The 14,743-nt window shown below is 46.2% G+C and carries 9 protein-coding genes and 1 pseudogene; 6 read left to right on the plus strand and 4 right to left on the minus strand.

The window, feature by feature from the left end:
• Window positions 1–163: 163 nt before the first annotated feature.
• A pseudogene (locus tag CIK96_RS13700) lies at window positions 164–304 on the plus strand (IS1380 family transposase); the annotation flags it as partial.
• Window positions 305–529: 225 nt separating this feature from the next.
• On the opposite strand, the gene crcB reads toward CIK96_RS13700, so the two are convergent.
• The 3 genes from crcB to CIK96_RS05690 are packed head-to-tail and all read right to left on the minus strand — an operon-like array spanning window position 530 to window position 5,277.
• Window positions 530–901: a fluoride efflux transporter CrcB gene (crcB, locus tag CIK96_RS05680; RefSeq protein ID WP_094440022.1), complete on the minus strand. Its 372-nt coding sequence runs from the start codon at window positions 899–901 to the stop codon at window positions 530–532.
• 11 nt (window positions 902–912) lie between these two features.
• Window positions 913–3,054 carry a M3 family metallopeptidase gene (locus CIK96_RS05685; protein ID WP_371592463.1) on the minus strand — a complete coding sequence of 714 codons (2,142 nt, stop codon included), beginning with the start codon at window positions 3,052–3,054 and terminating at the stop codon, window positions 913–915.
• Between the two features lie 21 nt (window positions 3,055–3,075).
• Window positions 3,076–5,277: a S9 family peptidase gene (locus CIK96_RS05690; RefSeq protein ID WP_094440024.1), complete on the minus strand. Its 2,202-nt coding sequence runs from the start codon at window positions 5,275–5,277 to the stop codon at window positions 3,076–3,078.
• Window positions 5,278–5,733: 456 nt separating this feature from the next.
• Between CIK96_RS05690 and CIK96_RS05695 the strand changes: the two genes are divergently transcribed.
• The 5 genes from CIK96_RS05695 (at window position 5,734) to CIK96_RS05715 (ending at window position 13,315) form a co-directional block, all read left to right on the plus strand.
• Window positions 5,734–6,885, plus strand: a complete 1,152-nt coding sequence (locus CIK96_RS05695; protein WP_094440025.1) for a hypothetical protein — start codon at window positions 5,734–5,736, stop codon at window positions 6,883–6,885.
• A gap of 151 nt (window positions 6,886–7,036) precedes the next feature.
• A complete protein-coding gene (lon, locus tag CIK96_RS05700) occupies window positions 7,037–9,484 on the plus strand; it encodes an endopeptidase La (protein WP_094440026.1) in 2,448 nt (815 codons plus the stop codon).
• Window positions 9,481–10,608, plus strand: a complete 1,128-nt coding sequence (gene tgt / locus CIK96_RS05705; protein ID WP_094433958.1) for a tRNA guanosine(34) transglycosylase Tgt — start codon at window positions 9,481–9,483, stop codon at window positions 10,606–10,608. The genes lon and tgt overlap by 4 nt, the downstream gene beginning before the upstream one ends.
• Before the next feature lie 23 nt (window positions 10,609–10,631).
• Window positions 10,632–11,864 carry an LptF/LptG family permease gene (locus CIK96_RS05710; protein WP_094391799.1) on the plus strand — a complete coding sequence of 411 codons (1,233 nt, stop codon included), beginning with the start codon at window positions 10,632–10,634 and terminating at the stop codon, window positions 11,862–11,864.
• Between the two features lie 80 nt (window positions 11,865–11,944).
• Window positions 11,945–13,315 (plus strand): DEAD/DEAH box helicase, encoded by a 1,371-nt coding sequence (locus tag CIK96_RS05715; RefSeq protein WP_371592464.1) that lies wholly within the window; start codon window positions 11,945–11,947, stop codon window positions 13,313–13,315.
• Window positions 13,316–13,546: 231 nt separating this feature from the next.
• Here CIK96_RS05715 and CIK96_RS05720 read toward each other — a convergent pair.
• A partial coding sequence (locus tag CIK96_RS05720; protein ID WP_173839793.1) for a glycoside hydrolase family 3 C-terminal domain-containing protein occupies window positions 13,547–14,743 on the minus strand: 1,197 nt, incomplete at its 5' end.

Raw genomic sequence — 14,743 nt, forward strand, 5'->3', positions numbered from 1 at the left:
CAACTTCATTGTCAATACTCTTGGAGCTTTGGCAGCATATTGCTTCTTTCCTAAGAAACCTACAATTGCCGTTCAAAGGACTATTGATAGACAATTGACCTTATTCTAATTCGTCGAACTCACGTTATTTTAGTGTTGCAAAAATAAACAAGAGAATCCGACGATAGACTTAGCAAAGTTACAAATTAAATTTGGAAACTCACTCCTTTTGGAGGGAAATTTTCGGGTCATGGAGCAATTTGACTCCACATTGTCTTCTTTAATCGACTCAACCCTCGGTTTTAGGTGTAGATTGTTCCGTTTCACGGCACCTTTTCTCGCCATGGCAGAATTAAAGCGAGCTTTATTCTGCTCATTTGGCTTAACGAAAACGTTCCGTTTCACGGCACCTTTTCTCGCCATGGCAGAATTAAAGCGAGCTTTATTCTGCTCATCTGGCTTAACGAAAACGTTACATTTCATGGCACCTCTTCTCGCCATGGCAGAGTTTAAGTGAACTGAACTCTGCTCATCTGGCTTAATGAATAGTCTATAATTTACTTGCCAGCCAATAACCTACGATAACCGCTATAAGTCCACAGAAAAGACTTAATACCATATAAAGTAGCGTTAAGGATTGTTGGCCATCTCGTGCTAAAAGCAAATTCTCGTTCATAAAGGTACTGAATGTGGTAAAACCGCCACAAAAGCCAGTAACCAACAATAGCTTAGCATTTGGCGAGAGATGTCCCCCTATTGCACATCCTGAAAGAATGCCGATAAGGAAACATCCCAATACATTGACGATGAAAGTTCCCATTGGGAAAGTGAAGGCAAGCCATTGGCTTGTAAACTTCGATACAAGATATCGAAGTCCACCGCCAAAAAAGCTTCCTACACATACCAATAATAATTGTTTCATAGCAGAATCTATCAAAGTCCTCTTGCCTTCAGCAAGCCAGAAGCATCTGGCTGTTGCATACCGGTAAAGTCTGTAAACATCAACATCTGGTCTTTGGTATTGCCTCTGCTGAGAATCTTGTCACGGAAAGCCTGACCTACGGCAGGATTCAAAGCACCATGCTTGGCAAAATAGTCAGCTACATTTACTGCCAGCACCTCTGTCCACAGATAACTGTAATAACCTGCTGCATATCCTCCACCCCAGACGTGGTTGAAATACGAGGTGATGTAACGAGGCGGTATTTGGTTGTTGAGCAATCCCACTTGCTGCAACGCCTGTCTTTCAAACTCCTGGGCTTTATCGGCAGTAGGAATCTCTTGCTGGCCGATGTGGTGCCAAGCCATATCAAGACAAGTGGCAGCGAGATTCTCTCCCAAGGCGTAGGCTGCATGGAAACTGATGGATTTCAACATACGCTCTTTAAGTGCCTCAGGCATGGGTTCTCCTGTCTGTGTATGGCGCGCGAAATGGTCGAACACTTCGGGTACTGTGGCAAATGACTCATTAAACTGTGAAGGCATTTCTACGAAATCGCGAGGTACGGCAGTTCCGGATAATGTGTTGTATTTGCAATCAGAGAGTATGCCATGGAGAGCATGTCCAAACTCATGGAAGAGTGTGCAGACCTCATCCCAAGTGATGAGGGTAGGCTGACCGTCCGGTGCTTTGGCAAAGTTGCACACATTATAAATGACAGGCAATTGATGACGCAGTCCGCATTGTTTGGCAAAGGCACTCATCCACGCACCGCCACGCTTTGTGGGGCGACGGAAATAGTCGCTATAGAAGAGTGCAATGGGTTTTCCATCTTTGTCGATTACCTCAAAGACCTTCATGTCGGGATGGTAGGTCGGAATATCTTTGCGCTGCTTGAAAGTCAATCCATAGGCACGATGGGCTGCATAGAAAACGCCATTGACCTGTACGCTGTCGATATTAAAATAAGGCTTGATCTCATCATCGGAAATGTTGAGTTGTTCTTTTTTCATTTTCGATGAGAAATAGAACCTGTCATAGGGTTGCAACTTAAAGTCGCTGCCCATAGTCTTTTTAGCATAGTCTTCTATCGCCTTCGTTTCCTGGTCTGCCTTTGGTGAATAATCAGCAATCAGCTGATGGAGGAAATTATATACATTGCCCGAATTTTTTGCCATGGCTTTTTCCAGAGAATAGTCAGCATAATTGTCGTAGCCCATCAACTTCGCCTTTTCAGCACGCAGTTTTGCGGTTTCAACAACAATAGAGAAAGTATTGAATTGAGGATTAGTACCATCTGCCCGGTGTATAGAAGCCTCATATACCCGACGTCGCACATCGCGATTGGCGAGGTTTGCCAGGATGGGCTGCTGTGTGGTATTGATGATCACAATACAATAAGGAGCCTTGCCTCCCCTACTCTGTGCATCTTTCTCACACTGTGCAATATCAGCCTCTGAGAGTCCAGCCAATTCGTCTTTGGTATTGATCCATACGACAGCATGATTGGTAGCATCAGACAAGAGTTTTCCCCATTGCTGACTGAGTTTTGAGAGTCGCATATTGATTTGCTTCATCCGCTCCATGTCGCTGGCAGAGAGCAGTGCGCCAGCCCTGACGAAGCCTTTATAAATGACTTCCAACAGTCTTGCATCTTCGCCCTTGAGCTGATTTTTCTCATGCTCATAGACATATTTTATGCGTTTGAAGAGTTCAGGATTGAATGTAATCTCATTTTCCAAATCAGCAAGAATCGGCGTCACCTTCTCTTCTGTATCGGCAATAACCTTTGTTTTGTGTGCGCTGGTCAGTCCGAAGAATACATTACTGATACGGTCAAGCAACACCCCACTCTCTTCATAGGGCAGGATTGTGTTTGCAAAGGTCGGTGTTTCCTTACTATTGACAATCTTCTTGATATTGTCGCGTTGAATTTTCACAGCTGCTTCAATAGCAGGCAAATAGTCTGCCTCGTTGATCACATTGAAATCGGGAGCGCCAAAAGGCAGTTTGCTTTCAATGAGCAAGGGGTTGACTCTTTCCGCTCCTGACATGGTGGTCATTGCAGAAGCTTCTGACATCAGTATGATGCCCGAAGCCAGTCCAATTGTCATAAATGTTTTGTTTAGTTTCATCATTGCCGATATATAAGAAGTTTATTTGAGTTCCTTATCGAAGAATTTCACACACTGGCGGAAGAGATGATTGCGTGTGTTTCCTCCTGCGATACTATGGTTGCGATTGGTATAAACCAATTGACTGAAATCTTTATCAGCCTGCACCAGAGCTTCTGTGTATTCTGCTGTATTTCTGAAGTGGACATTGTCGTCAGCCATTCCATGGCAGAGCAACAGACTGCCTTGCAACTGCGCAGCACGCTTGATGGGGTTGATATCGTAACCATTGGGATTCTCTTTCGGTGTACGCATGAATCGTTCGGTATAAATGGTGTCGTAATACTTCCAAGATGTTGGCGGGGCAATAGCAATACCTGCACGGAATACGCCACGTCCTTCAGACATAGACATCAACGTGTTGAAGCCTCCAAAGCTCCATCCCCAAATGGCCATTCGCTGCCCATCAACGTATTCCTGTTTTGCCAGCCACAAAGCCGCTTCCACCTGGTCATGTGATTCGAGTTCACCCATCTGCAGATATGTACACTTTTCAAATTCTGCACCCCTTGCACCTGTTCCGCGTCCATCAACACAGACACACAGATAGCCACGTTGCGCCAGATATTGTTCAAGCATGGCACCTTGACCTGCCATTCCCACTCCCCATGCATTCTTGACACTCTGACTACCGGGACCGCTATATTGGAACATGATGACCGGATATTTCTTCGACGGATTGAAATCTGCAGGTTTTACCATCCATCCATTGAGGTTGACTCCATCTGCTGTGGTCAGCGTGAAGAGTTCGCGTTTACCCAAATTCATGCTCTTCAACCAACCGTTGAGTTCTCGGTTATCTACAAGTGTTGAGAGAGTTTTCCCCCGTTGGTCGCAAAGTGAGAATACGGCAGGTGTATTGATATCGCTCCACTGGTTGATGAAGTACTTGAAGCCCTTGGCAAAGATGGCGCTGTTCCATCCTTTTTTGGGTGTCAGGCAATTGCGCTTTCCATTCGAGTGAGCCACATAGACCTGTTGTTCTACGGCACCCTGTTCGTGACTTGCGTAATAGACATCTCCTGTTGCATCATCCACGCCATACACATCTGCCACGTCATAATTTCCTGTTTCTACCTGACGCAGCAATTGTCCGTTGGTATTATAGAGATACAAATGCAACCATCCGTCACGCTGACTGGGCAGAAGGATGTAACGGTTTGTCACAACGAGACTTGAAATACACTCTTCCTTGACATATTTAGCGTCACGCTCTTCTATGAGCAGTTGGCAAAGGGTTGACAAGGGGTTGACCGCATAGATGCGCAGACAATCCTGATGGCGGTTGAGTGTTGTCACCATCACCTTGGAGGCATCCCCCATCTGCTTGATGCGAGGCACATAGCCATCAGCATCAATGGGTACTTGCAACTGGCGTGTCTGACGACTTGCAATATCAAAGCTCCACACCGAGGTTGTGGCATTGTCGGCACCAGCCACAGGATACTTGTAAGTATAAGCGCCAGGATACTCATCATACTGCTTGTATTCGGGATTCAGCCCTTTGAAGAGCGGCATGCTGTACTGTTTTACCTTACTCTCATCATATTTCACCCAGACCAGCACACGGCTGTCGGCTGTAAATATCATAGAGCGGTCGTTGGCAAACTCTTCCTCATTGACCCAGTCAGGGATTCCGTTGATGATGGCATTGCGCTTTCCGTCCTTCGTCACTTGCACCTCAGCATTATCATAGAGCAATTTGACCAGAAATATGTTGCCGTCACGCACAAAAGCCACCAATGATCCATCAGGTGAGAAAAGCGGAGTCTGCTGAGGTCCGTTTTTCGACAGGGGAACCATTCTGTTGCTTCCCATATTATACAAATAGTACTCTGCTTTGAACGAGTGGCGATAAATACTTTCCGTATGCGTCTGTATCAGCATCTGCCGACCGTTGGGGCTGACCATATAACCATCGATATAATCGACGCCGGCGGTTTTCACCACATCAAGGTCGAAAAGCACCGAAACGGTCTTTCCTGTTTTAAAGGAATGACTCTCTACCTTACGTCCGTCTGACGACAGTTGCGTATAAGTCTCACCATCTTGGGCAGTTTTCACCGCTCTGATGCCATCGCCGCGGTATTGCCATTTACTGATTTCCGCAAGATTCAGATTACCAGCAAACATAGCGCTGACTAATGGAAATAATAGCACTGCAGTCCAAAAAAATCTCTTCATATCTTTTCATTGTTTTATGTTATGTATCTTTCTTGTTTTGATGTTGCGAAATTACAAAAATTCATTGTCATCACCAAATATCTTCATGTATTTTGTGGAAATGAATAGAAGATAAGGGCAACAAGTACAATTCAACAGACAAAAAGATGGTTTTTATCGTGAGATTTCATCCAACTTACTTCTTATGCTGTCAGGAAGTCTCTCCTATGAGTGTCCCAATACCCAATAAGTTTTTGGGACTTACTGAGGACTCACTACGTAGGAAGAAGGATGATAACATCCCGAACTCATCCCGACGGCATCCCGAAGCCGAGCGCTAAGACTCTCGTCAAAAGTTGCGTCCGTCAGTCAAATATAAAAAGCAGAAAGTCTGCACAAAAAAAAGAGCCTTTCGTTTGGCAATAAGAATTATAACCTGTAAATTTGCACCTAAGAAACCCAAATACCAAAGCAACAATGACTAATAATCAAGACGCCAAAGTACCCTCATGGGAAGAACTCGTCAACTCTATCTCAACAGGAAGTTCACATCCCGAAGCAACTTGTTGGGAAATATACAGATACCTGCGCCAAAACTACAAAACCATTGGCTCAGAAACTTCACGCACTTTATTATTTGCTTATATCAAACTGCGCACCGACAAACCGTCACTCATCAATTCCTGTATGATGGATATGGCGGTTAAGATTAGCACAACCTATACAGACTTTCAACTGCCTCGCTTTCTCGACATGTGCAACCACACTTCCTGTCTGAGAGATGAGGACCGCCAAAAACAAAAAGGCAAAGACGGAAAACTGTACCTATCCCTACAAGAACGAATAGATCGGGCCTTGCAATCCTACAGACTGCATCATCCTGAGGCACGCAATGAAAACTCCAACGATATTATAAGCATGTACGCAGTATCGTTGTTTGAGAAAATCAAAGCAGGACGCACCTGTCGGTTTGTCAAAATGGTTGCAGCAAATGGTTTGTCGCTGATTGCAGACAGCCACCAATTCCCTTGCCGGCCTTACGAAATCATCGGAAAGGTTTACGATGTTTCCGTCACGTCCAGCAAAGAAGACAACAAAAGGATTGTCGAGATTGCAGCCTCAACAAAAGCGCCAAGCCATGTCTTTCCTATAAAAACCGGATATATCGACGGAATTGACGAGACACACGGACACATCCACATCTTTGACAATATGTCACACCATTACGTTGCCGACAGAAAAACAATTACCGCAACACTACCTGCACGAACAACCGTTCAAAAAGGAATGTTCATCCAATTCTGTCCTATTATCAGCAACGGAGACCCATTCAAATCGGCAGCAATCGTCAATATTTTAGACCGCTACAAAGGACACGAATCCTTTGGATCCTATTCTGCAAAGATCACATACGCAAATCCCGCACAACATTACATCAGATACACCATCCTGTCAGACATTCCAACCACTCCCGAAGGCACCATCTCCAAAGAAGGCTTCGCCAGTACATCAACAATGAAACCGGATATGGAAAAAGAAATGACCGTAGGGAAAAACATCCAACTGATTCTATTCCTCAAGCGCGGAATAAACGGTCAGAAAAGCAACCACGTGGCTGAGATTTATTAGTCAATATGCCTTTTTACGCCCATTTTCATGCTTTAAAACCGTTTTCTGCAAGTACTTTACACCTTTTATATAAAGAAAACAACGTTTTTCTTTTGATATTCCGTAGGATTGCAGTACCTTTGCAAGCTAAAAGCACTATTTTAAACAGAGAATGAGTAAATACCAAAATAAAACATTCCCTCTAATTGCTGATATAGAGGGAGATTACAAAGATTTAACAAGCATCGAAGTACCGGAAGTCTTGCCAGTATTGACAGTACGCAACGTTGTAATGTTTCCGGGAGTTGTCAACCCCATCCTCGTGGGACGGGACCAGAGTCTTAAACTACTCAAGAAAGCAGAGAAAGAAGACTCACTCTTTGCCGTATGCTGCCAGTATTCAGCCAATACGGAATTTCCAACCCAAAACGACATCTACAAGATTGGAGTAATGGCCAAACTCGTAAGGATTATCAGTTTGCCTAACAACAAGGTCACCGCCATCGTGCAGGGACTACGACGCATCGTATTGGGTGATGAAATACCCAACGACAACTTCATGCTTTCACACGTACTCCCATACGATGAGAAAATCCCAGAACAGGACGATACTGAGTTCAACACAGCCATAGGCACCCTGCGCGACGTTACAACAGAGTTTATCGACATGAACGATGAAATGCCCGATGAAGCATCATTCTCCGTGAGAAACATCGGCAACAACCTCATCGCGCTCAACTACATCTGTAGCAACTTTGTGGAAAACGTAAGCGAACGCATAGACCTTCTGAACACCTCAAACCTCAAGGATCGCCTCTTCATGATGATCAAACACATGAACAAGCAGCAAGAATTGCAGACCTTGAAACTTGAAATTCGCAAGAAGACCCACGAAGACCTCGACGAGCAACAGCGCAACTACTTCCTCCAGCAACAGATTAAGAACATTCAGGCTGAAATGGGCAATGAGGCTTCGCCTGAAAAGAAAGACCTGCTGGAAAAAGCTGCCAAAAAGAAATGGAGCAACGAAACCGCCAAAGTATTCAAGCGCGAGATGGAGAAACTCGATCAGCTCAACCCACAAAGTCCGGACTACAACATCCAACTGACGTACCTCCAGACTCTTGTTTCGCTGCCATGGAACGAATACACCAAGGATGACCTCAATCTGAAGCGTGCACAACGAATCCTTGACCGCGACCACTACGGCATGGAGAAAGTCAAGGAGAGAATACTCGAATACATCGCTGTGCTCTCGCTCAGAGGCAATCTCAAGTCGCCTATCCTTTGCCTCTACGGCCCTCCAGGAGTCGGAAAAACCAGTCTGGGCAAATCCATCGCCGACGCACTAAACAGAAAATACGTGCGCGTCTCACTTGGAGGACTACACGACGAAGCTGAAATACGCGGACACCGTAGAACCTACATTGGAGCCATGCCCGGACGCATCATCAAAAACATGCAGAAGGCAGGGACTGGTAATCCCGTATTCATACTCGACGAAATAGACAAGGTGACGCAGAATACCCATAACGGCGATCCTGCCTCAGCACTTCTCGAAGTACTCGATCCTGAGCAAAACAATGCCTTCCACGACAACTATCTCGATCTGGACTACGACCTGTCGAAAGTCATGTTTATTGCAACGGCCAACAATCTCGGCACCATTCCCAAACCCCTACTCGACCGCATGGAAATCATCGAAGTAAGTGGCTATATTACCGAAGAGAAACAAGAGATTGCTAAGCGACACCTCATTCCACGCGAAAAAGAGAATACGGGACTGGCAGACAGCCGACTCACCTTCACCAAGGCTGCCACAGAGAAAATCATCGAGCAATATACGCGGGAAAGCGGTGTGCGCCAACTGGAGAAACAAATCAACAAGGCCTTGCGCAAAATAGCCTTTAAAGTGGCGGAAAGCGGAACCCTGCCTTTCTCTAAAATCACTCCCGTTGAACTCGAAGGACTGTTGGGCAAAGCACCTTACTATCGCGACATCTATCAAGGCAACAGCTATGCAGGAGTCGTTACAGGACTCGCATGGACAAGCGTTGGCGGCGAAATCCTCTTCATCGAAACCTCACTCTCGAAAGGAAAGGGCGCAAAACTCACGCTGACAGGAAACCTCGGTGACGTCATGAAAGAAAGTGCCATTCTCGCTCTTGAATATGTAAAAGCACACGCAGATACACTTCATATCGATTATCGCATTTTCGACAACTGGAACATACACATCCACGTTCCAGAAGGTGCGACGCCCAAGGACGGACCATCAGCAGGAATCACCATTGCAACCAGCATCGCCTCTGCCCTGACCCAACGTAAAGTGCGTCGCAACACAGCCATGACCGGTGAAATAACGCTTCGAGGAAAAGTTCTTCCCGTTGGCGGCATCAAGGAGAAGATCCTCGCTGCCAAACGTGCCGGAATCACAGACATTCTGATGTGTCAGGAAAACCGCAAGGACATTGAAGAGATTCCTGAAGTTTATCTCAAAGGCGTAGAATTCCATTATGTCGAAAACGTACAAGACGTATGGAACTTCGCATTAACAGACGAGATAGTAGATAACCCTTTGGACTTCACCATCCAAGACGACAACAAAGACAGCAAATGACATTTGAACTGCAACATACAGATTCTGCCAGCGATGCACGAACAGGCCTTATCACCACAGACCACGGACAGATCAAGACGCCAATCTTCATGCCCGTAGGAACCGTTGGAAGCGTCAAAGGCGTACATTTCTCAGAACTCCGCGAACAAGTCAAGGCACAGATTATACTTGGAAACACTTATCATCTCTACCTTCGACCAGGACTGGAAGTGCTCCGTCAAGCAGGCGGACTCCATCAATTCAACACATGGGACCGCCCTATCCTAACCGACTCCGGCGGTTTCCAGGTATTCTCATTGACTGGCATACGAAAACTCCGCGAGGAAGGCTGCGAATTCCGTTCACACATCGACGGTTCCAAACACTTCTTTACTCCTGAAAATGTGATGGATACCGAACGCGTGATAGGAGCAGACATCATGATGGCCTTCGACGAATGTCCACCAGGACAAAGCGACTATAACTATGCCAAGAAATCGCTCATGATGACCCAACGCTGGCTCGACCGATGCATCAAGCGACTCGACGAAACCGAACCACTTTACGGCTATCGTCAAAGTCTCTTCCCTATCGTACAAGGCTGCACCTATAAAGACCTCCGCCGAGAGGCTGCCAAATTTGTGGCAGACAAGGGTGCCGACGGAAATGCTATCGGAGGATTAGCTGTCGGCGAACCCACAGAAGTGATGTACGAGATGATTGAAGTGGTCAATGAGATACTGCCTAAAGACAAGCCTCGCTACCTAATGGGTGTAGGAACGCCACAGAATATTCTCGAAGCTATCGAACGTGGTGTTGACATGTTTGACTGCGTCATGCCCACTCGCAACGGCCGTAATGCCATGCTGTTCACCTATGAGGGCACAATGAACATGCGCAACAAGAAATGGGAGGCAGACTTCTCGCCCATTGATCCCGACGGCTGCGACATCGACCGCATACACACCAAAGCATACCTCCACCACCTGTTCAAGGCTCAAGAGTTACTTGCCATGCAGATTGCCAGCATACACAATCTGGCATTCTACCTGCGCCTTGTGACCGACGCACGCCAACACATCGAACAGGGTGACTTCGTGCAATGGAAGCGCTCGGTGATTGACAACCTTGGTCGTCGAAGATAAGAACCCTACAGACACACTTACCGATGAAGAGAAAACTCAAAGAAATAGCTGCACGTATCAGACGCATCTGGTTGCGCCTGCTCATCCTGCTTCATCCCATCATCAAATGGCTCAGGAAACTCCCCTGGCACAAATTGCGATGGATGAAGAAATGCAATCCGCTGCATTACATCAAGCGCATCGACTGGTACATCATCAAGAAGTTCATTGGCACATACATCTACTCCATTGCACTCATCATCTCGATATCTATCGTGTTTGACGTCAATGACAACCTCACCAAGTTCACCAACTATCACGCACCATTGCGTGCTATTGTGTTCGACTACTATGCCAACTTCATCCCCTATTTTGCCAATCTTTTCTCGCCACTATTCGTTTTCATAGCGGTCATCTTCTTCACCTCTAAACTGGCAGGCAACTCAGAGATTATTGCCATGTTGGCGTGCGGAATGAGTTTCAAGCGCTTGCTCCGCCCCTATATTATCTCTGCAGCACTCATCGCCTTGCTCAACTTCTATCTTGGCGCTTACGTCATCCCTAAAGGAACGGTAGTCCGCCATGACTTTGAATCTCTCTATAAGAATAATAAGAAGAATACATCGGCAAGCAATATTCAGTTGATGGTGGATAAAGGTGTCGTCGCTTATATTTCACAATACGATGATGTCCACAAGACCGGATTCGGCTTTTCACTCTACAAATTTGAAAACAAGAAGATGGTAAGCCACATGACTGCCAGCGTTATTCAATACGACACGATTTCTGATTCACGCTACCATTGGAAAGCTCGCAGTTACAAGATTCGTAAACTGAAAGGTTTGAGAGAGGAAATTCAAAGTGGCATGGAACTCGACACCCTGATCCAAATGGAACCGATGGACCTCATCTTCTCCAAAGGTCAGCAGGAAACGTTCACCTCTCCTGAACTCAGGCAATACATCTCGAAACAACAGTCTCGCGGTTCAAGCAATGTTGTACAATATGAGGTAGAATACCACAAGCGTATCGCCTCATCATTCGCCTCCTTTATCCTCACCATTATAGGTGTTTCACTATCTTCAAGAAAACGAAAAGGCGGCATGGGACTATACTTAGGCATCGGCCTCGCATTGTCATTCGCCTATATTCTTCTACAAACGGTATGTGCCACCTTCGCTATCAATGCTGACACACCACCGGCATTAGCCGCATGGATTCCAAACATTCTCTATGTGTTTATAGCATACTATTGCTACCGACACGCCCCTAACTAATACATTATTAATTTAAAATAGGAAAAGTGACATTCGAAGAAACATACCTCAACGATAATATCCTCGACGCGCTCTATGACATGCGCTTCGAGGAAATGACTCCCATCCAGGAACAATGCATTCCGCAAATTCTCGACGGGCGCGACCTTATTGGTGTCGCCCAGACAGGAACAGGAAAGACGGCAGCCTATCTCCTGCCTGTACTCAGCATGCTTGACGATGGTGGTTTCCCACACGATGCTGTCAATTGCATCGTCATGTCTCCGACTCGCGAACTTGCCCAACAGATAGACCAAGCCATGCAAGGCTTCGGCTATTATCTCAACGATGTGTCGAGTGTTGCCATCTATGGCGGAAACGATGGTTCTCGCTTTGACCAAGAGACCAAGGGACTTAAAATGGGCGCCGATGTGATTATTGCCACCCCAGGACGTCTCCTGTCCCATATTCGCATGGGGCATGTAGATCTCTCCCGTCTTTCATTCTTCATCCTCGACGAAGCCGACCGCATGTTGGACATGGGATTCTCTGACGATATCCTGCAGATTGCAAAACTGCTGCCCGACAATCACCAGACCATCATGTTCTCTGCCACCATGCCCGACAAAATTCAGCAATTGGCACGTACACTTTTGACCAACCCTGTCGAGGTGAAGATTGCCGTATCAAAACCGGCAGAAAAGATTCAGCAGTCAGCATACGTATGCTACGAACCGCAGAAGATCAACATCATCCGCCATCTCTTCAAGGCAGGAGAACTTCAACGAGTCATCATCTTCTCCGGCAAGAAAGACAAGGTAAAGGACATTACTCGCGAACTCAAACGCATGAACATCAACTGCGCACCCATGCACAGCGACCTCAGCCAGCAGGAGCGCGACGATGTCATGTATCGGTTCAAGTCGGGTCAGGTAGATGTGCTCGTTGCAACAGACATTGTGTCGCGAGGCATTGATATTGACGACATCTTGATGGTCATCAACTACGATGTACCTCATGATGCAGAAGACTACGTCCATCGCATCGGACGCACAGCACGTGCGCAACGCGATGGTGTTGCCATCACTTTTGTCTCTGAATTGGACATGCGTGCCTTTGCCGACATAGAGCGTTTCCTTGAAAAGGAAATTGTCAAGATTCCTATCCCTGAAGGATTGGGCGAAGGTCCTAAATACGAGCCCAATGCACCACGTAAGAACACGCGCGGTCGTGGTGGTCGCAGCAACAACCGTAAGCCTAACGGCAACAAAACTCGCAACAAGCGACGCAGCACCAAGCCATCGTCAGGTGAGCAACCTTCCGTAAAATCTTCCCAAGACTCTGTGACAAGCACACAGTCGAAAGACGGACAACAGAAGCGCAAACGTAGGAGACCCAATGGCAATCACCATAAGAAATCCAATACGCCTCAAAGCAAGACCACTCCTGCCACACCAAAGTCTGAAGCTTGATTGCCTCTTTACGGTAAAAAATTGCTTTGCAGCAAACAATAAGAACTTACGATAAACTATAAAAATCATCCCGTTGGACTTGTCCTCTCCAGACACTCCAACGGGATGATTGTCTTCATGTGGTTTCCACAACCTCTATGCGTTTCGCTCAACCATTTTACTTATAACATTCTCTTATGCGCTGAGCCAAAACGCGTTATGACAGTCGGGAATCATATCAATCCATAGCCGTTACTTCACCGTCGCAACAGAGAAATAGTGTTCTCGTAAAGGTTTGGTTATTTTCTTACCTTTAAGAACTATAGTTTGCTTCAGTCTGATGTCCTGTGAAGAAGAAGCCACCTTAACTTCATATTTACCAGGATCAACATTCCATTGACGCTTTCCATTGTTCGAATAATAGCCAAACTGCTCGGTATAAAGTTTAATCCCAACAGTTTTTGTTTCTCCAGGCTCAAGCGTCACACGTGCAAATCCTTGCAATTGTATCGGTCGGATTTGTTGCTTTTTGTCTGTTGGAGAGAGATAAATCTGCGCCACCTCATCGGCTTTCATCTTTCCTACATTAGTCAAGGTAAATGTCAATTCCACCGCATCGTTATCAGTAGGACACTCCTTTACCATGTTCAGATTTCCATACGAGAACTGCGTATAAGACAGTCCGTATCCAAACGGCCATTCTATGCGTTCATCCAGTTCGATTTTCTCATTATAACAGATTGGTTCATCTATTTCCGTGTTGGGATAGCTCACCGACAATTTTGCAGACGGCGAAATTCTACCATAAAGGATGTCTGCTACCGCATGACCACCCTCTTCACCAGGGTACCATGCTTGTATGACAGCAGCGCATCTCTTAGAGATTTTCGAGATAATCTGTGCACGTCCTCCAAAGACAACGAGCACAACAGGTTTTCCTGTTGCCAGCAGTTTTTCCACAAATTCCTCCTGCTTACCAGGTAAGCGTAAACCTTGTCTGTCTCTGTTTTCTCCGCAAAGCATTACATTTTCACCCACCGCAGCGATAATCACATCACTTTCGCGAGCCATGTCCAACGCCACTTTTTGATCAGCTTTCTCCCCAGAATCCACCTTACGGTGCAACAACTGGTATTCCCATGCACGCTTGTCACCTGTCTCTGCATATTTCGTCTCTATCTCTTCCGTCCAGTCGCATCCCCGAGCGTAAGCCACGTCAACCCCTTCTGGTTTACGAGTTTCCATAGCCTCCTTCAGTTTCACGATCTTCGGCAGATTCTTGTCGCTCCACTGTTTCTGCCATCCTTTCCAGAAGTAGAACATGCTTGGGAAAGAATAGTCTCCACACATCGCCCACATAGAATTGGCATTAGGCCCTGTCAGCAGAACCCTTTTGACATTTTTCAAAGGCAACACCCCATTGTTTTCAAGCAACACAACAGACTGTGT

Source organism: Prevotella sp. P4-98, from assembly GCF_002251405.1.
Taxonomy (GTDB): Bacteria; Bacteroidota; Bacteroidia; order Bacteroidales; family Bacteroidaceae; genus Prevotella.

Bases quoted from the DNA above. Each gene is read 5' to 3' on its own strand.
- CIK96_RS05685 (WP_371592463.1), bottom strand. From the start codon at position 3,054: ATGAAACTAAACAAAACATTTATGACAATTGGACTGGCTTCGGGCATC.
- CIK96_RS05715 (WP_371592464.1), top strand. From the start codon at position 11,945: ATGCGCTTCGAGGAAATGACTCCCATCCAGGAACAATGCATTCCGCAA.
- tgt (WP_094433958.1), top strand. From the start codon at position 9,481: ATGACATTTGAACTGCAACATACAGATTCTGCCAGCGATGCACGAACA.
- CIK96_RS05710 (WP_094391799.1), top strand. From the start codon at position 10,632: ATGAAGAGAAAACTCAAAGAAATAGCTGCACGTATCAGACGCATCTGG.
- crcB (WP_094440022.1), bottom strand. From the start codon at position 901: ATGAAACAATTATTATTGGTATGTGTAGGAAGCTTTTTTGGCGGTGGA.
- lon (WP_094440026.1), top strand. From the start codon at position 7,037: ATGAGTAAATACCAAAATAAAACATTCCCTCTAATTGCTGATATAGAG.
- CIK96_RS05695 (WP_094440025.1), top strand. From the start codon at position 5,734: ATGACTAATAATCAAGACGCCAAAGTACCCTCATGGGAAGAACTCGTC.
- CIK96_RS05690 (WP_094440024.1), bottom strand. From the start codon at position 5,277: ATGAAGAGATTTTTTTGGACTGCAGTGCTATTATTTCCATTAGTCAGC.